We start from the raw sequence: 23,563 nt of genomic DNA on the forward strand, positions 1-23,563 counted from the left end.
GCAAAGCAAGCTTCAATTGTAGTATGCTAACAGTGCAAAAGCTAGAAAGGGAGGTTGATGACGATGTCAATGGCTTATGATGAATATATGAAGCAAGTAGTAAAACCGATGCGTGCGGAGCTAGTTCAAGCTGGCTTTCAGGAGCTGACAACAGATGAAGAAGTTGAACAGTATATGGAAAAAGCAGAAGAGACAACATTAGTTGTTATTAACTCTGTATGTGGCTGTGCGGCAGGATTAGCTAGACCAGCGGTTACTCAAGCGGTGATGAATGCTGAAAAGAAACCTGCTAACCTTGTAACGGTATTTGCCGGTCAAGATAAAGAGGCAACTGCAAAAATGAGAGAGTATTTTGTAGGAATTGAGCCATCTTCTCCATCGATGGCGCTACTTAAAGGCAAAGAAGTTGTTCACTTTATTCCACGTCATGATATTGAAGATCATTCAATGGAAGAAATTATGAACAACTTGCTTGATTCATTTGACAAAAACTTATAAAAACGAAATCAGCTAAGAGTATTTTCTTAGCTGTTTTTTTGTTCAATAAAAGCGATTCTATGATAAACTATCATCAGTCGAATTGAACGAAGTAGGTGTTAATATGTTTGTAACGACATCAGGAAGAACAAATGGAGAGAAAATAAATGAAGCAAAGGAAATCGCACAATCATTTAACGTCCAGTATATAGCGCGCAGAAAAGATTCGATTCTGGAGCTGCAAAGACAACAGGATTCAGACTGCCTTGTCGTAGGAAAAAACCGTCTTGAATTGTATGCTAGGAGAGAGCAGCAGCCGTTCTTTTTTCATCCGAGTTCTGGAATGTTCCGGTTGAAGCGCTTAGAAAGCGGCGGGTATGATCCATTCATTGAAGCCTCAGGTTTAAAAAAGGGGAAGAGTCTGTTGGATTGTACTTTAGGTCTCGCCTCAGATAGTATTGTTGCCAGTTATGCAGTGGGAGCGCAAGGGCTAGTAACAGGAATAGAAGGGAATAAAGTGATTGCTTATATAGTTTCAGAAGGGCTGCAAACATGGGATTGTGGAAATGAAAGCATGAATCAAGCTTTGAGAAGAGTGAATGTGATGAACGCACTTTCCCTTTCATATTTGCAGCAATTGCCTGATCTCAGTTATGATTGTGTATACTTCGATCCTATGTTTGAAACAACGATTACCGAATCTGAAGGAATTCATGCTTTAAGAAGCTATGCGGTTCAAGAAGGCTTAACAGAAAGCATGATGCGGGAAGCAATGCGCGTAGCAAAAGAGCGTGTTGTCTTAAAGGATCATTTTCGCAGCAGCAGATTTGAAAAATTTCCGTTTGAAGTAATAAAAAGAAAATCAGCTAAATTCCATTATGGAATAATAAAAAAAGAATGACGCTATTTAAGCTTCATTCCCAGAATGCCTTCGAAAGTGTTAATAAGAAAATATATTTGGATTTGAAGAGTTGTCCTCTAGCCCCGCGGAAAGCCTCCGAAACTCATATTGTTTTAATATGAGTTTCTCTACAGGCTGAATCATTTTAGCTTCGAAAAGAAGGGTATAGAATTTTTTGAAGCAAAACACTCCAAATCGAACTGAAATGAGCTTTGATAAATGCTCGTTATCATCATATAAGTAATTAAAACCACTCAAGGAAATGACTTGGTGAATCCAAAAGATGTCTAACTTAATCAGCAAATGACAGATAAATAAAGTATGCAAGCAATAAAAGACTTCCAGCAACAACTAACCAGCTTGTATCCACATTCTTCACCATCCTTTACAGTATATATGCCCCAAAAAACATACATTAATCATACTATATTTTAGATAAAATATGGTAGAATAGATGAATAAGAGAGAGAATTGTGAGGAATCGAACATGAATATAAAAATGGCATCGAGAATGCAATCCTTTCAGGAAAGCATCTTTTCAGAACTAGCAGAGATTAAACATTCAAAAATTTCAAAAGGTATTTCAATGATTGACCTAAGTGTAGGTAGTCCTGATCTTCCTCCACCAGCTTTTATTACAGATGCAATGAGCGAAATGGCCGGAAATCCAAGTTTGTATGGTTATACCTTAAAAGGTGTTAATGAATTTCATGAAGCCGTAGCGAAGTATTATCGCCGCAATTATGATGTGAGGCTTGATTCAAAAAAGGAAGTTTCTCTATTAATGGGTTCACAGGATGGGCTCGTGCATCTGCCAATGGTTTTATGTGATCCAGGAGATATTGTCCTCGTGCCTGATCCAGGCTATACAGCATATGAAGCCGGGGTGAATTTAGCAGGCGGGCAATTATATCCCATGCCTTTAAAAGTTGAGAATGACTTTTTGCCAAGGTTTGAAGACATCCCAGCAGAGGTGTGTGCAAAAGCGAAATTAATGGTGCTTAACTATCCCGGTAATCCGGTTCCTGCGCTTGCATCCGCAGCGTTTTTTAAAGAGGCAATTAACTTTGCAAAAGAGCATAATATCGTTATTCTACACGATTTTGCCTACTCAGAATTATATTTTGAGGAAAGGCCGATCAGCTTTCTATCAGTTGAAGGAGCGATCGATGTCGGCATTGAAATGAATTCCTTATCAAAAAGCTTCAATATGGCTGGCTGTCGAGTTGCTTATGCAGCTGGTAATAAAGAAGTGATTTCTCTATTAAGCAACTTAAAATCCAATTTGGATTATGGTGTCTTTTATCCAATCCAGCTTGCTGCTGCGAAAGCGTTAACTGATGAATCGGATTTTTTGGAGAATCTACGGCATGCATATAAAACAAGAAGAGATTTATTTGTAAACGGGCTGAATGAAATCGGCTGGGAAGTTGATATGCCGAAAGGGTCTATGTTTGTTTGGGCGAGACTTCCAGAGGGCTATCAATCAAAACAGTTCGCACTGGATTTAATTGAAAAAGCAAATGTTGTCGTTACTCCAGGAAATGCCTTTGGCGAATGGGGAGAGGGCTACGTGAGAATGGGTATCGTGCAGACAGAAGATACGCTAAGTGAAGTAATTGAGAGAATTAAAGAAAGCGGGATTATAGCAAAGGTATCAAGCTAATTCGTTAAGGGGGTGACTTATATGCCTAAGTGGCTGCGCAAATCAATAGTTGTTATGGTAACCATTTTGACATTTGGAATGGTTACCCCATCACAGGATTTCTTACACGAAAATCAGCAATCAGATAAGTCACCAAAGAAGACAATCTTTGCTGATCATCAATCGGAAAATGAGATCGAAGAAGTTGAACCTTATATTTCCAAGGAGGCATTTATTAGTCAAATGGTAAAAAGTGCAGAGCAGCATTCATTCGATAAATTTGGAATGAAGATTAAGCCAGTAATAGAAGAAGAGTTTAGTGAAGTCATTCTGCCAAATATTGAAAAGGCGATTGAAGAAGTTGCTGTTCAATATCCACAGGAAAGACTAGTAAACTTAAAAATCTCTGAAACTGCAACTGCTGGACTATCTGAAAGAATTTTCCATATTGCGGATGAGACAAAAAATCAAGATGTTATTCGCTTCCATGTAAGAAGGGACAACCCGCCGCAACAAGGGCATTGGTTTAATTTCCATTATCATACTTATTATGACCAATTTCAGGAACATCATAATTTAGGGTCTATATATTGGGATAAAAATACTCCTCCAAAATGGATGAGTTAATAAGTGAAGAAAGTTTTTCTTGAGTAGTGAAACTTTTTATTTTCCATTCCGTATATTACTTATCAAATATATCAATTTCAAAAGTGGCTTCGCTTAAAATACATATAATATGAAAAAAGGGTGGTTTGCCATTCTGTAGATAGTATTTTTGCACATTCGCGAAAAAAAAGTTGTATGAAAGGCAGCCAAAACTTGGTATATTGATATAGATGTTCGAGACAACTGTCTCAGTAAAAATAAATAATCGTGAGCTCAGGAGGAACTTACACGCATGGCAATAATTGATGGTATTATTCATACTTATTCCCAGTTTTTTAATTGGGATATGTGGGTCGAGGCCCTATCTAAGCCAGAAAACTGGTTATTGATCGGGACCTTGGTTATTTTGGAAGGGCTGCTATCAGCAGATAATGCGCTAGTGTTAGCAGTGATGGTTAAGCATCTTCCGCTTGAACAAAGGAAAAAAGCATTATTTTATGGATTAGCAGGCGCTTATTTCTTCCGTTTTCTAGCTATTGGTGTCGGTGTTTATTTAATTAAATTCTGGTGGATTAAAGTATTAGGAGCCGGATATCTAGCATGGCTAGCGATAAAATATTTCATCGATAAGAAGAAAGCAGAAGCAGCAGAAGACGAAGAAGCACTTAAAGGAATTAATCAAAGAGGCCTTCTCATTCGTTTATTCGGAACCTTTTGGGGAACGGTTGTTGCCATTGAATTAATGGACATTGCCTTCTCAATAGATAGTATTCTGGCAGCTCTTGGTGTCAGCCAAGAAATCTGGGTGCTTCTAGTTGGTGGCATGTTAGGTATCATTATGATGCGTGGAGTAGCAGGGGTATTCTTAAAATTAATCGACCGTGTACCTGAATTAGAAACAAGTTCTTATGTGCTCATTTTATTAATTGCACTTAAAATGCTATTAAGTGCTGCAGGCGTTCATATTGATCATATTTATTTCTTTATTGTCCTTGTTATTGTATTTGCAATTACATTTATCATTCATGCAAGAAACAAGAAAAAAGAAGCAACAGGCATTTAATAGGAACATCTTATGGAAAAGGGAACTGACAATTGTCACTCCCTTTTCTTTTATACTAAAGGATATGTTTTTCAGGTAATAAATGGTTCATTAGGAGGGGAGTACGTGAAATTATTCGTTGATCTTTCGGCTGAAGACAAGGAGAAGCTGTTTTTTAAGGAGCCTGAATCATTTGATAAGCATGCTGGTAAAGAGCTATTAGCTTATGCATTGGGCGCGACTCTATATATGCCAGCAACAAGGCCGAACATCCAACAGGATTTAGTGACAAAAAAACATGCTGGATTAACATCAATTGTCATTTGTCTAGAAGACGCCATTGGTGACAATGAGGTGGAAGTAGCTGAGAATCTATTACAAAGTGAATTAAAAAAGCTTGTTTTAGATATTGAAAAAGGCTTCATTACGATTGAGGAGCTGCCGTTATTATTTATCCGCATAAGAGATGGCAGACAATTATTAAGATTGCGCCAGAAATTGGGTGAAGAGTGGAGCTTACTAACTGGTGTAGTCATTCCGAAATTTTCCGCTTCCACAGGAAAATCAATCCTATCTCAACTAATGGAGCTGAAAATGGAGGGCTATCCTCTATATGCGATGCCCATCTTAGAAACAAGAAACGTTATTTATAAAGAAACTAGAATGAAAGAACTCATACATATAAAATCGATACTGGATGAGTTTTACGATATCATTTTAAATGTGAGGATTGGCGCAACCGACTTTTGTGGATTATATGGCATTAGAAGAAATACCGATACAACGGTTTATGATATCGCTATTCTTAATGATTGCATTGCTGACATCTTGAATGTTTTTCTAAGGTCAGATCAACCTTATGTAGTTTCTGGTCCGGTTTGGGAGCATTTTGCTTCAAAAGAAAGAATATTGAAGCCCCAATTAAGAAGAACACCTTTTAGAGAGCATTATGGTGAAGCAGGTGTAAATATTCGTTCGGAATTAATTAATAATCAAATGGACGGTTTAATAAAAGAGATTCTTATGGATATAACGAATGGCATTACCGGAAAAACGATTATTCATCCTACACATATTAAACCGGTTCAGGCGTTAAATGCAGTCTCGTATGAGGAATATCTAGATGCCGCAAATATTATAGAACAGGCCAATGGTGAAAAAGGCGTGTTAAAAAGTGCTTTTCAAAATAAAATGAATGAAATTAAACCGCATTTTTATTGGGCAAATAGAATGATATTAAAATCGAGAATTTATGGGGTGCTTCATGATGAATACACAAACATCGACTTACTACAATCAGTTATATACACTGGACATTCTCAATCAAATGAAAGTTCATATTCAAATTAACGAAAATCCATATGGTATTGATCCTGCGCGACTTTTTAAAATGGCTGCACGAATAAATAAGAAGCGATCCTTCCTTTTTGTTAGTAATGTTTTAGGCAAGCATGTTCCGATTCAACCGCAAAAGGGATTGGCGATCGGACTCATTTTAGCAAGCCGTTATATGGAGGCAGTGCATAACAAAGATACAGACAGAAAGGAACTATTCATACAGTCTCTTTTGAAGGATAATGTTAAATTGAAGGACTCACCTTTTATAGATGAAGAGGTCCATCCTGTCATCATAGGATTTGCAGAAACTGCTACTGCATTAGGCCACTCATTTTATCAATCATTCCACCATGCTGACTTTTTTCATACAACAAGAGAAAATATAAAGGGTTTGCCGTCGATTATAAATTTTGAAGAAGAGCATTCCCATGCCACATCTCACCGTTCATATGTAAATGAGAAATTATTAAATAATCAAAGAGAAATCATCTTAGTGGATGATGAAATCACGACGGGGAAAACAGCAATCAATATCATACGGTCGCTGCATGACAAGTATCCGCGCCAATCGTATACAGTTGTTTCAATCTTAGATTGGCGAACAATGGAACATAAACATCAATTTACATCACTCGAAAAAGAATTAGATATAACCATCAACAATGTAAGCCTGCTTAGCGGAACGATAAAAGTTGACGGTGAGCCGCCAGTAAAAAATCACCACTCCTCATGCAATGAGCCAGCTACCTCTCAGTTAATAGAAGAAATATTTATCGAGTCCGAGTTTCCTCATTTACTGAGTAACGTGAAGTATTCCTCTGAATCACTTAGTGGACAGGAAAATAATATTCCATATTTATATGAAACTGGACGGTTTGGGCTCCATTCCTCTGAGAATCAAATGATACATGAAAAATTAACTGAAATCGCAGCAACATTAAAAGGGCGAAGAAACGGTGGAAAGACGCTATGTCTTGGTACAGGTGAATTCATGTATGTGCCGATGAAACTGGCGGCAATGATGGGAGACGACGTATATTATCAAAGCACGACGAGAAGCCCCATCTACATTGAAGATAAGGCAGGATATGGTGCTAGATTTGGATTATCCTATCCTAATCCAGAAGATGAAGAAATCAGTCATTTTGTTTATAATATTCCTCCTCACGAGTATGAAGACATTTTTATTTTTTTTGAGAGATTCATATCAAAAAGATCCCTTTCCCCTTTATTGGAGGAACTGGCCCATACATTTATCGGTAAAATTAATCTGGTTTATTTTACAGGGGGACCGGCACAATGAATACAATCGGAAAGCAAAAATTCGGATCTTATGACAGGGATGACGTTGTATTCCTGCTTAAGGATTTAAGTGATTACAATCTAGAAGGGGCAACAGAGCAAAGAGAAAAAGCGATTCAAGCTGGTCAGCATTATAGCGAATCGTTGCCGATTGAATATCAGCCGCCTGCTGGGTATCTTCAGCTGTTTTATGAAACACTTCATGAATATAAGCTGAAAGTAGCCTTATGTACTGGAATCGTTTCTGAGCAGATTTACAGGCTGAAAGGTAAAGACACGGTGTTAGTTTCATTAGCACGAGCAGGGACGCCTATTGGCATCATGATCAAGAGGTATATTGCAGCAAAGTATAAAATTGACATTCCACATTACAGTCTTTCTATTATTAGAGATAGAGGAATTGATGAAAATGCCTTATTATATATTTTAAAGAAACATGCTGGAAAGAACATACAATTTGTTGATGGCTGGACCGGAAAAGGGGCTATTTCAATAGAGCTAACTAAAGCATGCAATCGTTTCTATGAAAAACATAAAATATTGCTTGATGATACTTTAGCTGTGCTTGCTGATCCTGGAAATTGTACGTCTCTTTTTGGGACAAGGGAAGACTTTCTTATCCCGAGCGCGTGTTTAAATTCAACGGTCTCAGGTTTAATTAGCCGTACAGTATTAAATGACAGGATGATTTCTGAGCACGATTTTCATGGCGCAAAATTTTATAAGAATTTACAAAAAAATGATGTTTCGAATGAGTTTCTAGATATCATTACACAAGAATTTTCTGGCGTCTATGAGCTAGCAGAAGAAGGGGCTGAGAATCTAATCAATGCTGAACAAATCATATCATTCAAAGGTATGGAAGAAGTGAAAAAAATTCAACATGATTTTTCCATCGAATCTTCTCATTATGTTAAACCTGGCGTGGGTGAGACAACTAGAGTATTGCTTAGAAGAGTTCCATGGAAGATCTTGATGAAGGATGAAAATAGCCCATATGTCCGTCATATAAAGGCGCTTGCTGGGGAGCGTGGAGTCGAAATTGTGCACTATCCAGACATGTCTTATACATGCTGCGGCTTGATTAAAAAGGTGAATAGCTGATGAAGAATTTATTTGCAGCAGATTTAGATAGGACGTTGATTTATTCAAAACGTGCGATAGCAGAATTTAATGAGGATAAGCATGCATTTCTTACTTCTGTGGAATATAAAGACGGACAAGTGATGGCTTATATGACAAATAAATCAATAGAAGCATTGCATCATATTGCTAAACAGGCACTATTCGTTCCAGTTACTACGCGAACGCCTGAACAGTTTAATCGGATTAATTTAAGGATTCCTTTAAAATATGCAATTACTACAAATGGGGCAAATATTTTCTATAAAGGAGACATACTTAAGGAATGGCAGGAAACTGTGATAAATAGAATGAAGAAAGAGAGTGCAAGTATTCAGGAAATAAAGCTTGCGGTGCAGCCGCTAACGATTAACGGAAGGCAAAAAGATGCGGATGATTTATTTTTTTATTATTTGTTAGATGAAAGATTAGCGGAACATCAGCTAGAAGAAGCTTCAAGTATGGCAAATAATATCGGATGGCGTACATCTCTGCAGGGAAGAAAGCTATATTTTATTCCTTATTCAGTTAGTAAAGGGGAAGCGGTAAATTTTATAAAGGAAAGAGAAAATATCGACATTTCCTTCGGTGCCGGCGATTCATTGCTGGACCATGACTTTTTAAAGGCGTGTGATTTTTCCTTTGTTCCAAGTCATGGAGAATTGGCCAATCATCCTCATTTAAACAAAGCCTATCAATTGACGAATGAAAAAGGGTTTAAGGCAACAGAGGAAATGCTTGGCAGGATAGAACAGCTTATCGCTTTTCAGAGTCAGCAATCAGTACATGAAGCAAAATGAATAGTGCAATACCGAATAGGAAAAATCCTCCGAAAACGATGAAAAATGTGAACACCGATTGGTGAACAGTTAAAGAAAATAAAGAGATAAATAACGACCAAAAAAACAAATCAAAAAAAACAAAGAAATAAGAACTTAATACAGACTGCAGTTCCTCTAATTCGTATTCAATATTAGGGAGCTTTGATCTTTTATATAATAACCTCATAATATAATCCATCCTTTTCTCCGGCAAGCCAATATTAGATATTGAAACTATATGCATGCGTGAGGAGATTGGTGAAAAGCTTGAAACCTTTTCAATCGTTAAAACGTATTATTAAACAAAGAAGAAATTAGTTAATTCGTATGATATGATTAAGGGAACTATTGTAATATTATAAGCTTTTCTTAATTGCCATTTTTTATACAAATGTCAATTGCAAAGAAAATCTTTCGCTTTAAAAGGGAAGGGATAAGATTATGAACGCTCCATATAGTCATTTGAAAAATCATCTTATGCCAGTTACATTCGAAACATATCGACAACAGCTGGATATGCCTAATAGTAAAAGACCGATGTTCGAAGTAAAAGATCGTACATTACACTTTAGTCAAGTAAATGTCAGATTGTTAGGCCTTCCTTTTGATGAGGATGAATACTTTAATGCATTATTTGATCTCGTTAATAATGAGGTGAATTTCGTTGAATTGTTAAGTGAAGATCATTTAGATAAAACAATGGATAATAAACATTTTCAATCCATTCAAAAAGTGTTGAATATTAATAGTGAACAAAATTTATCTATTAATCGCTTTGTTGCTTTTCTAGAAGGAGATGGATTATTGTTAAAGTCCGATAATCCAGGCATTCACAGAAAAATTAGAGAAGCGCTTATGGATATGTTAAAACTATTTGAAGATAAAGAGGCAGGGGGGCTGAAAAGCCACGAATTACGCAGAGTTTTAACGGATACAATTAAATGGTCACAAAACCATCTTGGTGAACAGTTAACATCAGCGAATCTTGATCATGCATTGCCGAAGTTCCTATGGTATGGCCATTTCAAAAAAACTCATTTTTATTTTTTATTTTATTTACAAAGGCTTGGCTGTGATTTAATTGTGGTTTCTCCTAATGGTAAAGATGTCTTTTCCGATTCAATGCTAACCATGGAAAACTCGCTTCTGCATGTTTTTCCAAATAAAAAGGAAGCTGACCCTTTTCCAACAGAGAGAAGGCGGAGGCAGGCAACTGTTGCCTATAGAGCTTCAAGAGAGATTGAAACCATATTGAATCATGAAGGGTCAGGCTTATATAAGCCGTGGCAGCTAAGAGACTACACTCCTGAATCGGTAACATTAAAAACAACGTACGACGAACTGTTTCTTCTACTTAAAGAAAAAGCGATGATTCGCCCCAATTTTGAAGTAAAAGATGGAACTGTGAAGATTCCTGCCATTTTTTCTAAAATTCAAGGTGTGAGTAAAAATCGTAAAGAGTATTGGGACCGATTACATACAATTGTAGAATATGAAAATTGCTTAATGGTACAGCGGTTCCCTTTTTCAAACAGCATCAACAATGACTTTAGGTATCACTATCGGAACTCTCTTGATAGGGATGGCTTGCCAGACCCGCAAAAAATGCTTGCGGCACATTATTGGAAATTTAATCATTTACCAAATGGTTTGCAAAATGGAATTGCCATGGCAATTAGGCATATGTGTGAAAAGCCGTTGTTAAAGGCGCTGAGCAGCGAGACAGAAGAGGATTTGAAAACTTATTTATTTGCTCAAAGCATGCAAATTCCGCCAAAAATGATTCAGCTATTTCAAAAGTTTGATTACTCACAGGAAGTCCCTAAATTCATCATTTACAATAATGAGTTGGACGGTATAATGGCTAGAACGGATGCTGTGTTGCTGCTGTTACTAAATCAATTTGGAGTGGATATCATCATTTATAATCCTGCTGGCCATAATGATGTGGAGAATTATCTTGATGAACGGCTATATGATACTCATTGGCTGGAGGACGTTGTATTTGAACAAAACTATAAAGAACCTTCCATCCTTAAAAACGCGATAACGAAAATATTTAAAAAATTTTAAAGGAGTCAGGTAGATGAATACTGCAGAAACAAATATAGAATTAATGAAAACAAATCCTGAAGATAAGCTGACAGAAGCAAGTGCAAGTGAAATAAAGCTGGCACTTCGTCAAAATACTGAAGTTCAATCATTAGCTAAATCGATTGACGAAAGAGATCAAATACAAATACTTGAATTTGGTAAAGAACCGGCTGAGCAAATTTCTCGTTTTTCCGATCAAATCCTAAGCAATATGAGAACGACGAAGGTAGAAGATTCTGGGGAGCTTCTCAATCAGCTTGGAAAAATTATGGATAAGTTTGATGCCAAGGATTTTGAAAAAGAAAAACCGGGATTGTTTGGCAAATTATTTAAAAAAGGAGAAAAGCTTGTAGAGAAATTGTTTGGCAAATATCAAACAATGGGTCAGGAAATTGATAAAATTTATATTGAGATTTCTAAATATCAAAGTGAAATGGTTGAAGCTACAACAACACTTGACCGCATGTATGAGGAGAACTATGAGTTCTATATTTCGCTGGAGAAATATGCTGTTGCTGGCCAATTAAAGTCAGATGAACTAAAAGCAAATCAGTTGCCTCAGCTGGAATCACGTGCAGCTGCAGGAGATCAAATGGCTACTATGCAGCTGGATACATTAAGGAATGCAGTCGAACTGTTAGATCAAAGGGTTTATGATTTAGAGATGGCAAAAATGGTTTCCTTGCAGACAGCTCCGCAAATCCGAATGCTGCAAAGAGGAAACACGAAGCTGATTGGGAAGATCAATTCTGCATTCGTCACAACGATTCCGATCTTTAAAAATGGTCTGATTCAAGCGATGGCAGCAAAACGTCAAAAGCTTGTTGCCGATTCAATGAGTGAGCTTGATCGCAGAACAAATGAAATGCTCTTAAAGAACGCTCAAAATATTTCTCAGCAAAGTACTGATATCGCGCGCTTAGCCGGAGGGCCGAGCATTAAAATTGAAACGATTGAGCAGTCCTGGGATATTATCATGAAAGGCATGCAAGAAACGAAATCAATAGAAGATGAAAATCGCCGCCTTCGTGAAGAAGGAACAAAAAAATTGGAACAGCTTCAAGATAACTTTAGAAAAATGAAGAATCAAGGATAATAAGAGAAAAAAATAGATGAGGTGGAATGAGGATGGCTATTAATCTGCAAAAAGGACAAAGAGTAGATTTAACAAAAGGAAATCCTGGCTTATCAAAAATAATGGTCGGTTTAGGCTGGGATCCTGTACAAGCAAAAGGTGGCGGCGGCTTTTTAAGCTCAATATTCGGAGGCGGAGGCGGTCAAAATGTTGACTGTGATGCTTCTGTGCTCTTGCTTGGCGAGGGAGATAAATTAAAAAGCAATAAAGATGTTGTCTATTTTGGTAATTTAAAGAGCAATGATGGAAGCATTCAACATACTGGTGATAATTTAACTGGTGATGGTGATGGTGATGATGAACAAATTTTAATAGATTTGAGTAGAGTGCCTGCACATATTCAAAAGCTTGTTTTTGTCGTTAATATTTATGATTGTGTTAAACGTAATCAGCATTTCGGCATGATACAAAACGCATTTATCCGTATAGTTAATTCAGCAAATAAACAAGAAATGATTCAATTTAATTTAACAGAAGATTATAGCGGCAAAACGAGTCTTGTTGTCGGCGAAATTTACCGCCACGGCAATGATTGGAAGTTTGCAGCTGTTGGAACTGGCACGACAGCACCTGGCTTAAGCGAAATTGTTCGTTCCTACGCATAAGATTTGAAAGGCTAGCTATTTGCTTAAATAGCTAGTTTTTTTTTTGCGTTTATAATATTTTTCCATTTCCCGAAATCGCATTTTCCTATGTTATAATTTTATAGAATAATAATTACATAGGAAAATCAGCGAAGGGGAGTGCAGCAGGAATGAAAAAAATGATATCGATCTTAAGTATATTAACTGCTTCTCTTGCGTTGATGGGTAGTTCACAAGCGGATATTGGCGCTGTACGCTATAAGGATTTTCCTGTATCGTCCATATTGAAATCAGATGCTGTTTTACGTTCAGCTAAAGAAATCGGAAATATTATACTGCTACCGGTAGATGCATTTGATGAAGAGGAAGCGGCAAAAATTGTGAGCACAATTGACCATTTGCCACAAGAGCTTCTGGCAAAAGTAGTAGATGAAAATATTAAAGTTAAATTATTCTCTGGCAGATTAACTGAAAATTCGACTGCACGCCATCTTGCGGGAATTATTCCGAGAGGATATGAATCTGCTCTTACATGGGATGAAGTGCCTGGAATAGGTGGCGGGAAAACGGTATTAGTGAAGATTGGATTTAGTGAGAAAGGCATGGGGCATGGTTCTGTCAACCTGGAACTTCATGAACTTGCTCATTCAATTGAACGCCATGTTTATAAGGAAATCAGATATAATCATCAATTTCAATCAATCTGGAAGGAAGAGCATGGATTGCTGTTTCCTGGCCATGCTTATTTTGCAACGTTCCCAGAAGAATACTTTGCAGAATCATTTGCGCTTTATTTTTACAACGCTGCGAGCAGGAGCCATCTGTATGAAAATGCACCAAAAACGTTTAACTTCATAAAAAATCTACAGTAAGCAATTTAAATAATCATCAAATTGGATAAGGTTATTTACGTTATTAGGTTAATTAAGTTAAACTTTTAACAAACAAGTACTTTTAGTAAAGGTTGTGTAAATGATGAAACAATACCTACAGCTATGTGAGCATGTTTTACAAAATGGAGTAAAAAAGGAAGATCGAACAGGGACAGGAACAATCAGCACATTTGGCTACCAAATGCGTTTTGATTTACAAGAAGGCTTTCCACTTGTAACAACGAAAAAATTGCATTTAAAATCAATTATTCATGAGTTGCTCTGGTTCTTAAATGGAGATACAAATGTTAAATATCTTCAAGATAATGGCGTGAGAATTTGGAATGAGTGGGCGGATGAGAACGGCGATTTAGGTCCTGTATATGGCCATCAATGGAGATCATGGACTGGAGCAGACGGTCAAACGATTGACCAGATTTCCGAGCTAATTCATCAAATAAAAACCAATCCGGATTCCAGACGTCTTATTATAAATGCCTGGAATGTTGGTGATTTAGATAAAATGGCTCTTTCTCCTTGCCATTGTTTATTTCAGTTCTATGTAGCAGATGGTAAATTATCGTGCCAATTATACCAAAGATCTGCAGATGTTTTTCTCGGTGTGCCATTTAATATAGCGTCTTATGCAATTTTAACGCATATGATTGCACAAGTATGTGATCTCGAAGTCGGTGAATTTGTTCATTCATTTGGCGATGTTCATATTTATCAAAACCATATTGAACAAGTGAATCTCCAATTAACAAGAGACCCTCGTCCATTACCGAAACTGAAAATGAATCCGGAAGTTAAAGATATCTTTAGCTTTAGTTTTGACGATTTTGAATTAGTATCATATGACCCACATCCGCATATTAAAGGAGTTGTCAGTGTATGATTTCCTTAATCTGGGCAATGGGTGAAAACAGAGTAATCGGGAAGAACAATAAGCTTCCATGGCATCTGCCTGAAGATTTAAAGTTTTTTAAAAGAACAACGCTTGGCCATCCAGTGGCAATGGGCCGCAAAACATGGCTATCTCTTGGAAAACCGTTGCCAGGAAGAGAAAATATTGTGATTACAAGGAATACAGAGTTTTCTCCTTCTGGAGCAACAGTGTTAAACTCCATTCATCAATTAATCACATACAGTCAAGAAAAACATGAAGAGGTATTTGTAATCGGCGGAGCTGAAATTTATGAGGCTGTCCTGCCATATGCAGATAGGCTCTATATGACTGTCATCCATGAAGAATTTGATGGCGATACTTATTTTCCAGAAATTGATGTAAGTCAGTGGAAAAACATTTCAAATGAAAAAGGGATTAAGGACGAAAAGAACCCTTATGATTATGAGTTTAAAATATACGAAAGAAATTAATTCATCTATAAAACAGCTATTCATAAAGAATAGCTGTTTTTTTTTTTTTTTTGATCCTTTAAAGAAGTGGTTATATTTTAAGAATATTTTGATTATTATATAAAAAGAAAATTGGTATACCGTCGACCAAGTTGAGGAGGTGAAAGCAATCGCTCGGTTAATTCAAAAGGGAAAAACCTTAAAAGAACAAGTATATGCCTATCTAAAGGATGAAATAATAGTCGGAAACTTAAAGCCTGGTGAGAGATTGATCGAAGGAAAGATTGCCGAAGAACTCCATATTAGCCGCAGTCCGATTCGAGAAGCGATAAGAATGTTGGAGAAGGATGGATTATTGCATGTCCATCCTTCTGGTGGGGTTAATGTTGTAAAGCCTTCTATTGATGATTTTCGACTGTTATATGAGTGCAGAGTTGAAATGGAACCGCTTGCTGCCTTCTATGCTGCTAAGCGCCGAACAGAGGAGCAGCTCGAGCAAATACAGCTAAATCTTGAACAAATGGCAGCACGATCAAGTCAGGCGAATAAAAAGATGATACATGAAATAAATGTAAATTTTCATGAATCAATTGTAAAGGCGAGCGGAAATCCATTTTTAATTTCACTGATTACTCAATTTAGAGGCATCAATAGTTTTTATCGGCAGTCCATTTTAGATGAAAACCCTCATCATATGAATCATGCATTGCACGAGCACCAGATTATCTACGAATTTATTTTAAATCAGGACTCCAACAAAGCACATGAATGGATGAAAAAGCATATAGAAAACGATTTTCAAATTTTCATGAAACAAAGCCATATAACAGCGGGGGAGAGCGATGAATAAAAAAAAACCACTTGAAGGAATTACCGTTTTAGAATTGGGGAATTTAGTTGCAGCTCCTTATGCAGGAAAAATATTTTCGGAATTTGGAGCTGAAGTTATTAAGGTGGAAGAGCCGTCTAAGGGAGATCCATTAAGAAACTGGCGTGTCATGCATCATGATACCTCCCTCTGGTGGTATGTTCAATCGAGAAATAAGAAATCAATCACCGTAAATTTGCGTGAAGAGGAAGGGCAGGAAATCATAAAGCAGGTGGCCGCGCATGTCGATGTTGTACTGGAAAACTTCAAACCTGGGACATTGGAGAAGTGGGGATTAGGGTTAGATGAGTTAAAAAAAGTCAATCCGGATATTATCATGTCAAGGATTTCAGGATACGGTCAAACTGGACCGTATCGTGAGAAAGCAGGCTTTGGCAGCGTGGCCGAAGCAATCGGAGGCCTCCGCTATTTAACAGGATATCCTGACCTGCCCCCAGTAAGGGTTGGAATTGCGCTAGGTGATATCGTAGCAGGACTATATGCAGTTATTGGCACATTGATGGCCATTTATGCGCGTGATCATTCGAAAAATCCAACAGGTCAAATTGTGGATGTTGCTCTATATGAGTCTGTTTTTAGTCTGCTTGAGGGAATTCTGCCTGAATATGATTTAACAGGTTCAGTGCGAGAGCGTACAGGGAGTACTTTGCCAGGAATTGCACCTTCAAATTCATATAAATGCGGCGATGGCAGCTACATTGTCATTGGCGGCAATGGAGATCGTATTTTCGAAAGGTTAATGACAGCAATTGGAAGAGAAGACTTAGCTAAGGACCCAGTATATTCCACTAATCAAGGAAGAGCAGATAATGTTGAGTTTATTGATCAAGTCATTGAGGATTGGACGATGCAGCATTCTTTAACTGAAGCACAAAATATATTAGATCAAGCATCTGTTCCTGTAGCACCTATCTATGGCATAAAAGAGATTGTAAAGGATGAGCAGTATCATTCCAGAGGCATGCTTCAAAAAGTAACTTTGCCAGACGGAGAGAAAGTATTAGTTCCCGGAATCGTACCAAAGCTAACGGAAACGCCGGGAAAAATAGAATGGGTAGGACCAACACTTGGAGAACATACAGAAGAGATTTTGCGAGACTATCTCAATTTTAGCCAAGAAAAAATCATTCAACTGAAAAAAAACGGAGTGCTGTAGGAGATTTATAGTTTTGTAAGCGTTTTCTTAATTGGGAGGGAAAGACGGATGAAGACTAAAGGGTTAATGATGTTGATGCTAATTATTTGTTTAGCTATGACAGCTTGCGGTAAAGAAAGCAGCTCAAATTCAGCTGGTGAAGAAAATAGTGCCGGCTATGAGAAAGCAACGATTCGTCTCGCCTATAACTTGCCGCAGGACCACCATGTAGCAAAGGGTGTAGAACAATTTGCGAAAGATGTCATGGAAAAATCAGGCGGAGCGATAGAGATTCAAGTCTTTCCGGCAGGACAGCTGCTCAGTGATAAAGATATGAACCAATCTATTCTTACCGGCGGTGTAGAAATGGGTGTGAATTCTTCTACTTTATGGGCAAGTACGGTGCCGGCAATGGGGATTTTTGATGTACCATATGTATTTACTACCTATGAAGAGGCTGGAAAAGCCTTAAATGGAGAGTTGGGCGACAAGCTGAGAGACGCAATGGAAGAAAAGGGGGCAAAAGTATTAATGTTCGCAGATTACGGCTTTGCCCAATTTGCCAATAATAAGCGACCATTAGAATCTCCTGAAGATTTTAACGGACTGAAGATTCGCAGCATAGGCGATATCCCTTCCGAAATGATAAAAGCCTATGGCGCATCTCCTGTTTTTATGGGTGGCGGAGAGGTGTATATGGCATTGCAAAGACATACTGTAGATGGAGCTACATCAGGTACAACTGCAATGGTTCAAAGAAAGTATGATGAAGTGACAAAATATTTAACAATTAATAACTATGCCTACTTACAATTTTTATTAGCGGTAAATAATGATTTTTGGAATCGACTGCCTGAAAAAAGTCAGACACTTTTAATGGAGACAGCGAAGGACACAGAAGAATGGATTCGTTCACAAGCCGAAATCGAGGATAGTGAAACAGCTAAGCAGTTAGCAGATAAAGGAATGGAGGTCTATGTTGTTCCTGAAGAGGATATTCCGCTGTGGAAGGAAGCTGCACGGCCTGCTTGGAATGCTTTTGCAGAAAATGCCGGTGACCTTGGAGAAGAGTTATTAGAGATGGTAGATTAGGAGGAAGGTAATATGAAAAAAATGTATCAATTTACCGATCGTCTAATAAATGCAGGTGCTTATTTATCTGGTCTGTTTATAATACTAACAACATTGATGATTTTTTATGAAATAATTTCAAGGGTCATTTTCGGGCAACCGACAATCTGGGCAACTGAACTATCTATATACGCCATAATTGGAAGCTGCTTTTTAGGAAGTGCATATGGGGTTAGAAACTACTCACATATAACGGTCGATTTGCTAGTGAATAATGTAAATGACCGTTACAAGACCGTTCTTGCTTATTTATCTAACGCATTAGGTTTAGTCTTTAGCATTATTTTTACCTTCTACGGGTTTCATCATGTCGCAAAAACATATGAATTAGGCATAAAATCGGCTTCTTTGCTCCGAATACCAATGTATTTGCCTGAACTATTTTTGCCAATCGGAGGCATCCTATTATGTCTTGCTTTTATTATGCAAATAATTGATGGCGGAATTCATGAAGGCGGTGAACATATTTGAACTTTTTCTTTGCTGGAGGTCTAGGTGCACTGCTGCTAATCGGGCTGCCTGTCGCTTTTTCACTTTCTTTAATTGCGATTGCAGGAATGTATTTCTTTAATGGAGGTACCTTCGCATTTATGCAAATTCCGATTATATCCTATAAAGCGCTAGATGATTTCTCACTAACTTCCTTGCCGATGTATGTATTAATGAGTCAAATATTATTAGTATGCGGTGTCGGAAAAGATTTGTATGAGATGGCCAGCAGGTGGTTTCGGCATTTTCCCGGAGGCTTGGCTATCGCAACATTATTTTGCTGTGCAATATTCTCAGCGATATCCGGCTCAAGTGTCGCGACAGCGGTGACAGTTGGTGCGGTAGCATTACCTGAGATGGTGAAGCGCGGATATAATAAAAGAAATGTGCTTGGCCTCTTGGCGGCAGGCGGTACGCTCGGAATTCTTATTCCGCCAAGCGTGCCGATGATTATATACGGTTCTGTAACTGGGGAATCTATCGGAAAGTTATTTATTGCTGGAGTGATACCTGGTATTCTATTAACATTGATTTTTATGCTGTTTTCATCCTACCAGTTTCGCAAAATGAAAGATGCACCTGCTACGTGGCCAGAGCGCTTTGAAGCTTCGAGGAAAGCGATATGGGGGCTGTTATTGCCGTTGATTGTCATTGGTGGCATATATACGGGTTTATTTACTCCAACAGAAGCTGCAGCTGTAGGTGTAGTAGCCAGCTTTCTCATTGCGGCTTTAATTTATCGAAACTTGAATATGAACAGCTTCAAACAAATTATTATTTCCACAGTAAAAACGAATGCAATGATTCTTCTTATTATTGTCGGTGCGATGTTGCTTGGATATATTATGACAGTGCTGCAAATCCCACAAACAATTACTGGATATGCAACAGAACATAATATTTCTCCTTGGGTTATTTTTATCTTAATTAATGTCGCACTCTTAATTTTGGGGATGTTCCTTGAGACAATTTCGATATTGGTTATTACCCTGCCAATTCTTTACCCAATTATTATGGCGCTTGGCTTTGATCCAATCTGGTTTGCGATTATTATGGTTATAAATATGGAGCTAGCTCTAATTACTCCTCCAGTTGGGCTGAATTTATTCGTTTTAAAAGGGCTTGATAGGAACAATACTATTAGTGAAATTGTTAAAGGAGTGGTCCCATATATTATTATATTGGCACTCTTCATCGTATTATTATCATTCTTCCCAGAAATCGCGACATTCCTTGTCCATGATGTAACTTGATTTTTAGAAAATCGCCTGCTCGAACTGAACGGGCGGTTTTATTTATCGTAGATCAACGGAAAGTAAGTCCTCCACCTCAAAGTTTAGAGGCTTAGGTGAGTGATAACTGCCCTGCCCGTAAATGCCCGATGATTAGCACTCAGACTAAAACGCCACGACCTGCGGATCCAAACTAACCATCTGTGGGGATGAAGAAAAACCCCTACTGATGGAAGTTTCACTTTACTTACTCATAATGGTACATTTGAGCAGATGGCGAGCTAACTGCAATGATATAATTGATTGTTTTAAAAAATAATAATTTTTAAAAAATATAATGGTAATCGTCCATTCTCATGTTATAATGTACAAATTAAACAGGCAAAGGGATGAGGATGACAGATGGGACAAAAAGCAGTGAAAGAAAGAATGGTGCAATTGGAAGATATTTTAATCGCTTATCAGCATCTTAAAGATATTGTTGCCCATACACCGCTGCAAAGAAATAATCGCTTATCAGAGAAATACGGATGCAATGTTTACTTAAAAAGAGAAGACCTTCAGCATGTACGCTCTTTTAAGTTAAGGGGCGCCTATTATTCTTTGATTTCTGTTGAAGAAGAAAAGTTAAAGAACGGTGTAGTATGTGCAAGTGCAGGCAACCATGCCCAGGGAGTTGCTTATGCCTGCAGCAAATTGGGAGTCCATGGAAAAATATTTATGCCGGCAACCACTCCGAGACAAAAGGTAAGCCAAGTGGAGCTGTTCGGAAAAAATTCGATTGAAATTATCTTAGTCGGAGATACATTTGATGATTCTTTTTATGAGGCACAAAAATGCTGTGATGCAGAAGGAAGAGCATTTATTCATCCATTTGAAGATGAACATGTCATCGCCGGTCAAGGAACAGTGGCTGTTGAAATATTAAATGATTGCGATGAACCGCTTGATTACGTGTTTGCTAGCATAGGCGGGGGTGGTCTAATGGCAGGGCTGTCTACATATATAAAAAGTATTTCGCCAATAACCAAAATGATTGGCGTAGAACCTGAGGGTGCATCGTCAATGAAGGAATCTATTCGATTAGATGAAGTAGTCTCGTTGGAAGAAATTGATAAATTCATTGATGGAGCTGCGGTAAAACGTGTTGGCGACATGACCTTTGAGATATGCAAACGACATGTTGAAGATATTATTAGTGTGCCTGAAGGAAAGGTTTGTACGACAATACTGGATTTATATAATGAGCATGCAATCGTTGCTGAACCAGCTGGAGCGCTTCCAATCGCAGCCTTGGATTTATATAAGGAAGAGCTAAAAGGGAAGAATGTCGTTTGTGTAATAAGCGGCGGTAATAATGACATTGAGAGAATGCAAGAAATTAAAGAGCGTTCCTTATTATTTGAAGGGCTATTATATTATTTTATAGTAAACTTCCCACAGCGTGCGGGTGCCTTAAGAGAGTTTTTAGATGAGGTATTGGGACCGACTGATGATATTGTAAGGTTTGAATATACGAAGAAAAACAATAAAGGAAGCGGCCCTGCCCTGGTAGGAATTGAGTTGAAGCATAAAGATGATTATAGCGGACTAATTGAACGAATGAATCATAAAGGATTCTCGTATCAAGAGATTAATAATGATGAAAATCTTTTTCATTTATTAGTATAGGTTTATAAAAAGTAGTCAAATCATTTTAATAATTTGATTTGACTATCCGTTTCCATTAAGCCTATAATGAATATGGTTTAAAGTCACTTTAAGGGGATGTTTTTATGCTATCTAACATCGGGATTCCAGGCCTAATATTAATTTTAGTATTGGCACTAATTATTTTTGGTCCAAAGAAATTGCCTGAAATTGGACGTGCTATGGGAGATACACTGAGAGAGTTTAAAAAATCTACTCGCGACTTGACTAGTGATGTAATAGAAGATATTGAAGATGATAAGAAGAAAAAAGTAGTTAAATAAGGTGTAAGATAAACTGCATGCCTTTGACAGTCTGCGAATAGCAGCTAAGTCGAAAGGCATGTTTCGCTAATGATTGGCTGATTCACCCAATTTTAAGGCGTTTCATCTTGCACTTTTTCTATTTCTATTATTTATTATAAGACAATTAAGATTGCCTGCGGGCCAAAGATCAAGTAATTGGCAGGAGACGGATATGAAAGAAAAAGAATTAAATTATATTGATCATTTAGAGGAGTTAAGAAAAAGACTTATTATTTGTGTCGTTGCATTTATTTTGTTTTTTATTGTCGGCTTTATTTTTGTTGATGATATTTATAGATGGTTTGTCAGAGACTTAGAGGAGCAGCTGATTGTATTAGGACCGAGTGATATCATTTGGGTCTACTTTACGATTGCAACGGTCATTTCATTTGCGGGTACAATTCCAGTAGTCGCTTTACAAATATGGCAATTTGTAAAGCCTGGGCTCGTTCCTAAAGAAAGAAAGGTCACATTAGCCTACATTCCTGCCCTGTTTGTTCTGTTTATTGTCGGTCTATGTTTTGGTTATTTTGTCATCTTGCCGACGATGTTTAACTTCTTAACTGGCCTAAGTTCTGGAATGATGGAATTAAGCTTTACAGTTGATAAATACTTCAAATTTATTTTTCACATGACTTTGCCTTTTGGAATATTATTTGAATTGCCAGTCGTTGCCATGTTTTTGACATCATTAGGGATTATTAATCCTTATGTACTGACAAGCATAAGGAAGTATGCTTATTTTGTGTTAATAGTGATATCTGTTTTAATTTCACCGCCAGATTTAATGTCTGATATCATTGTAAGTATTCCTTTACTCGTTCTTTATGAAATCAGCATCAATCTGTCAAAAGTTGTTTATAGACGTAAGCTGAGAAAAGAAAACAGCAGCGGAGAAGCAAAAGGAACCAGTATATAATGAAATGATGAATATTTTTGTATTGGTGACAAATATATACACAATTTGTCATTGCTATGAGGTATAATATATTTAAACGGGTGAAAAAGAGGATTGATATTTTGATATTCAAAAGCCTAGAGTTCAAAAATGCTGTTGGACAGAAGGTTAAAATTATTGATATACCATTGTTAAATAAAGAGAGTCCTTATTTTTTTCAAGTGCAAGTCCGTTTACAAAAATTTATCACAGCAGTCTTTCATGCTCAGGATAACGGTAGTACCTATTCCTTCAAAGAGCATCTTAAGAAAGTGATGCGATGGCCAGATTATGACCAAATATTTCAAGCGCCAAAACTTAAAAGCAACGCATAATGAATAGACTCCATTAAATGGAGTCTATTTTTTTTGGCATTTGCTCATGAAAAGGACTAAGAAACTGTAATTTCTTTTATTCATAAGCAGAACCATGTATAATAGTGTTGAATTGCTATTATA

Annotated in this window: 25 protein-coding genes; 24 read left to right on the top strand and 1 reads right to left on the bottom strand. The window is 37.3% G+C overall.

Going from position 1 to position 23,563, the window contains the following annotated elements:
* The first annotated feature begins 63 nt into the window (after positions 1-63).
* From CWS20_RS03490 to CWS20_RS03530, 9 genes are all read left to right on the top strand, one after another.
* Entirely contained in the window at positions 64-498 is a 435-nt protein-coding gene (locus CWS20_RS03490; protein ID WP_066200267.1) for a BrxA/BrxB family bacilliredoxin, read from the top strand.
* Positions 499-601: 103 nt separating this feature from the next.
* Positions 602-1,378, top strand: coding sequence for a class I SAM-dependent methyltransferase (locus CWS20_RS03495; protein WP_066200265.1), 777 nt, complete (start codon positions 602-604; stop codon positions 1,376-1,378).
* A 487-nt stretch (positions 1,379-1,865) separates the two neighbouring features.
* On the top strand, positions 1,866-3,044 hold the full coding sequence (locus CWS20_RS03500) for an LL-diaminopimelate aminotransferase (protein ID WP_066200262.1): 1,179 nt from the start codon (positions 1,866-1,868) through the stop codon (positions 3,042-3,044).
* Between the two features lie 21 nt (positions 3,045-3,065).
* Entirely contained in the window at positions 3,066-3,650 is a 585-nt protein-coding gene (locus CWS20_RS03505) for a YpjP family protein (RefSeq protein ID WP_066200259.1), read from the top strand.
* A 271-nt stretch (positions 3,651-3,921) separates the two neighbouring features.
* The gene (locus CWS20_RS03510) at positions 3,922-4,692 is read left to right on the top strand and encodes a TerC family protein (protein WP_066200258.1); all 771 of its coding nucleotides are present in this window, start codon (positions 3,922-3,924) and stop codon (positions 4,690-4,692) included.
* A gap of 105 nt (positions 4,693-4,797) precedes the next feature.
* Positions 4,798-6,021 (top strand): HpcH/HpaI aldolase/citrate lyase family protein, encoded by a 1,224-nt coding sequence (locus CWS20_RS03515; RefSeq protein ID WP_066200255.1) that lies wholly within the window; start codon positions 4,798-4,800, stop codon positions 6,019-6,021.
* Positions 5,936-7,312 carry a phosphoribosyltransferase family protein gene (locus tag CWS20_RS03520; protein WP_083957459.1) on the top strand — a complete coding sequence of 459 codons (1,377 nt, stop codon included), beginning with the start codon at positions 5,936-5,938 and terminating at the stop codon, positions 7,310-7,312. The genes CWS20_RS03515 and CWS20_RS03520 overlap by 86 nt, the downstream gene beginning before the upstream one ends.
* Positions 7,309-8,415 carry a cysteine protease StiP family protein gene (locus CWS20_RS03525; protein ID WP_066200246.1) on the top strand — a complete coding sequence of 369 codons (1,107 nt, stop codon included), beginning with the start codon at positions 7,309-7,311 and terminating at the stop codon, positions 8,413-8,415. The genes CWS20_RS03520 and CWS20_RS03525 overlap by 4 nt, the downstream gene beginning before the upstream one ends.
* Positions 8,415-9,233 (top strand): HAD family hydrolase, encoded by an 819-nt coding sequence (locus CWS20_RS03530; protein ID WP_066200244.1) that lies wholly within the window; start codon positions 8,415-8,417, stop codon positions 9,231-9,233. Before CWS20_RS03525 ends, CWS20_RS03530 begins: the two co-directional genes overlap by 1 nt.
* Here the strand turns inward: CWS20_RS03530 and CWS20_RS27690 are convergent.
* A complete protein-coding gene (locus tag CWS20_RS27690; RefSeq protein ID WP_142385361.1) occupies positions 9,190-9,441 on the bottom strand; it encodes a hypothetical protein in 252 nt (83 codons plus the stop codon). The genes CWS20_RS03530 and CWS20_RS27690 overlap by 44 nt on opposite strands.
* A gap of 254 nt (positions 9,442-9,695) precedes the next feature.
* On the opposite strand from CWS20_RS27690, the gene CWS20_RS03535 reads away from it, so the two are divergent.
* The 15 genes from CWS20_RS03535 to CWS20_RS03605 all read left to right on the top strand — a co-directional run bounded on the left by CWS20_RS03535 (position 9,696) and on the right by CWS20_RS03605 (position 23,440).
* Positions 9,696-11,327, top strand: a complete 1,632-nt coding sequence (locus tag CWS20_RS03535) for a YceG family protein (protein ID WP_066200238.1) — start codon at positions 9,696-9,698, stop codon at positions 11,325-11,327.
* A gap of 13 nt (positions 11,328-11,340) precedes the next feature.
* On the top strand, positions 11,341-12,444 hold the full coding sequence (locus CWS20_RS03540) for a toxic anion resistance protein (protein WP_066200235.1): 1,104 nt from the start codon (positions 11,341-11,343) through the stop codon (positions 12,442-12,444).
* Positions 12,445-12,476: 32 nt separating this feature from the next.
* The gene (locus CWS20_RS03545; protein WP_066200231.1) at positions 12,477-13,088 is read left to right on the top strand and encodes a TerD family protein; all 612 of its coding nucleotides are present in this window, start codon (positions 12,477-12,479) and stop codon (positions 13,086-13,088) included.
* A gap of 149 nt (positions 13,089-13,237) precedes the next feature.
* Positions 13,238-13,939 (top strand): anthrax toxin lethal factor-related metalloendopeptidase, encoded by a 702-nt coding sequence (locus tag CWS20_RS03550; protein WP_066200228.1) that lies wholly within the window; start codon positions 13,238-13,240, stop codon positions 13,937-13,939.
* A 103-nt stretch (positions 13,940-14,042) separates the two neighbouring features.
* Positions 14,043-14,837: a thymidylate synthase gene (locus CWS20_RS03555; protein WP_066200225.1), complete on the top strand. Its 795-nt coding sequence runs from the start codon at positions 14,043-14,045 to the stop codon at positions 14,835-14,837.
* Positions 14,834-15,319, top strand: a complete 486-nt coding sequence (locus tag CWS20_RS03560) for a dihydrofolate reductase (protein WP_066200223.1) — start codon at positions 14,834-14,836, stop codon at positions 15,317-15,319. Before CWS20_RS03555 ends, CWS20_RS03560 begins: the two co-directional genes overlap by 4 nt.
* Positions 15,320-15,458: 139 nt before the next feature.
* Positions 15,459-16,148 (top strand): GntR family transcriptional regulator, encoded by a 690-nt coding sequence (locus CWS20_RS03565; protein WP_241504135.1) that lies wholly within the window; start codon positions 15,459-15,461, stop codon positions 16,146-16,148.
* Entirely contained in the window at positions 16,141-17,343 is a 1,203-nt protein-coding gene (locus tag CWS20_RS03570) for a CaiB/BaiF CoA transferase family protein (RefSeq protein WP_066200221.1), read from the top strand. The genes CWS20_RS03565 and CWS20_RS03570 overlap by 8 nt, the downstream gene beginning before the upstream one ends.
* A 48-nt stretch (positions 17,344-17,391) precedes the next feature.
* Positions 17,392-18,414 (top strand): TRAP transporter substrate-binding protein, encoded by a 1,023-nt coding sequence (locus CWS20_RS03575; RefSeq protein WP_066200219.1) that lies wholly within the window; start codon positions 17,392-17,394, stop codon positions 18,412-18,414.
* 12 nt (positions 18,415-18,426) lie between these two features.
* Positions 18,427-18,924 (top strand): TRAP transporter small permease, encoded by a 498-nt coding sequence (locus tag CWS20_RS03580; RefSeq protein WP_066200214.1) that lies wholly within the window; start codon positions 18,427-18,429, stop codon positions 18,922-18,924.
* Positions 18,921-20,195, top strand: a complete 1,275-nt coding sequence (locus CWS20_RS03585; RefSeq protein WP_066200212.1) for a TRAP transporter large permease — start codon at positions 18,921-18,923, stop codon at positions 20,193-20,195. Before CWS20_RS03580 ends, CWS20_RS03585 begins: the two co-directional genes overlap by 4 nt.
* A gap of 381 nt (positions 20,196-20,576) precedes the next feature.
* Complete coding sequence (ilvA, locus tag CWS20_RS03590) at positions 20,577-21,845, top strand: threonine ammonia-lyase IlvA (protein WP_066200208.1); 1,269 nt, start codon at positions 20,577-20,579, stop codon at positions 21,843-21,845.
* A gap of 104 nt (positions 21,846-21,949) precedes the next feature.
* On the top strand, positions 21,950-22,147 hold the full coding sequence (tatA, locus tag CWS20_RS03595) for a twin-arginine translocase TatA/TatE family subunit (RefSeq protein WP_066200207.1): 198 nt from the start codon (positions 21,950-21,952) through the stop codon (positions 22,145-22,147).
* A 193-nt stretch (positions 22,148-22,340) separates the two neighbouring features.
* The gene (gene tatC / locus CWS20_RS03600; RefSeq protein ID WP_066200204.1) at positions 22,341-23,087 is read left to right on the top strand and encodes a twin-arginine translocase subunit TatC; all 747 of its coding nucleotides are present in this window, start codon (positions 22,341-22,343) and stop codon (positions 23,085-23,087) included.
* 101 nt (positions 23,088-23,188) lie between these two features.
* Positions 23,189-23,440: a DUF2535 family protein gene (locus CWS20_RS03605; RefSeq protein ID WP_066200201.1), complete on the top strand. Its 252-nt coding sequence runs from the start codon at positions 23,189-23,191 to the stop codon at positions 23,438-23,440.
* The last annotated feature ends 123 nt before the right edge of the window (positions 23,441-23,563 follow it).

Origin of the sequence: Cytobacillus horneckiae, from assembly GCF_002835735.1 — a bacterium.
Lineage (GTDB): Bacteria > Bacillota > Bacilli > Bacillales > Cytobacillaceae > Cytobacillus > Cytobacillus horneckiae.

Excerpts from the sequence above, each read along its gene's own strand:
- CWS20_RS03535 (WP_066200238.1), top strand. The coding sequence starts at position 9,696 with ATGAACGCTCCATATAGTCATTTGAAAAATCATCTTATGCCAGTTACA.
- CWS20_RS03495 (WP_066200265.1), top strand. The coding sequence starts at position 602 with ATGTTTGTAACGACATCAGGAAGAACAAATGGAGAGAAAATAAATGAA.
- CWS20_RS03550 (WP_066200228.1), top strand. The coding sequence starts at position 13,238 with ATGAAAAAAATGATATCGATCTTAAGTATATTAACTGCTTCTCTTGCG.
- CWS20_RS03500 (WP_066200262.1), top strand. The coding sequence starts at position 1,866 with ATGAATATAAAAATGGCATCGAGAATGCAATCCTTTCAGGAAAGCATC.
- CWS20_RS03525 (WP_066200246.1), top strand. The coding sequence starts at position 7,309 with ATGAATACAATCGGAAAGCAAAAATTCGGATCTTATGACAGGGATGAC.
- CWS20_RS03560 (WP_066200223.1), top strand. The coding sequence starts at position 14,834 with ATGATTTCCTTAATCTGGGCAATGGGTGAAAACAGAGTAATCGGGAAG.
- CWS20_RS03510 (WP_066200258.1), top strand. The coding sequence starts at position 3,922 with ATGGCAATAATTGATGGTATTATTCATACTTATTCCCAGTTTTTTAAT.
- tatC (WP_066200204.1), top strand. The coding sequence starts at position 22,341 with ATGAAAGAAAAAGAATTAAATTATATTGATCATTTAGAGGAGTTAAGA.
- tatA (WP_066200207.1), top strand. The coding sequence starts at position 21,950 with ATGCTATCTAACATCGGGATTCCAGGCCTAATATTAATTTTAGTATTG.
- CWS20_RS03545 (WP_066200231.1), top strand. The coding sequence starts at position 12,477 with ATGGCTATTAATCTGCAAAAAGGACAAAGAGTAGATTTAACAAAAGGA.
- CWS20_RS03490 (WP_066200267.1), top strand. The coding sequence starts at position 64 with ATGTCAATGGCTTATGATGAATATATGAAGCAAGTAGTAAAACCGATG.
- CWS20_RS03580 (WP_066200214.1), top strand. The coding sequence starts at position 18,427 with ATGAAAAAAATGTATCAATTTACCGATCGTCTAATAAATGCAGGTGCT.
- CWS20_RS03555 (WP_066200225.1), top strand. The coding sequence starts at position 14,043 with ATGAAACAATACCTACAGCTATGTGAGCATGTTTTACAAAATGGAGTA.
- CWS20_RS03540 (WP_066200235.1), top strand. The coding sequence starts at position 11,341 with ATGAATACTGCAGAAACAAATATAGAATTAATGAAAACAAATCCTGAA.
- CWS20_RS03530 (WP_066200244.1), top strand. The coding sequence starts at position 8,415 with ATGAAGAATTTATTTGCAGCAGATTTAGATAGGACGTTGATTTATTCA.
- CWS20_RS03570 (WP_066200221.1), top strand. The coding sequence starts at position 16,141 with ATGAATAAAAAAAAACCACTTGAAGGAATTACCGTTTTAGAATTGGGG.
- CWS20_RS03505 (WP_066200259.1), top strand. The coding sequence starts at position 3,066 with ATGCCTAAGTGGCTGCGCAAATCAATAGTTGTTATGGTAACCATTTTG.
- CWS20_RS27690 (WP_142385361.1), bottom strand. The coding sequence starts at position 9,441 with ATGAGGTTATTATATAAAAGATCAAAGCTCCCTAATATTGAATACGAA.
- CWS20_RS03520 (WP_083957459.1), top strand. The coding sequence starts at position 5,936 with ATGATGAATACACAAACATCGACTTACTACAATCAGTTATATACACTG.
- ilvA (WP_066200208.1), top strand. The coding sequence starts at position 20,577 with ATGGGACAAAAAGCAGTGAAAGAAAGAATGGTGCAATTGGAAGATATT.
- CWS20_RS03575 (WP_066200219.1), top strand. The coding sequence starts at position 17,392 with ATGAAGACTAAAGGGTTAATGATGTTGATGCTAATTATTTGTTTAGCT.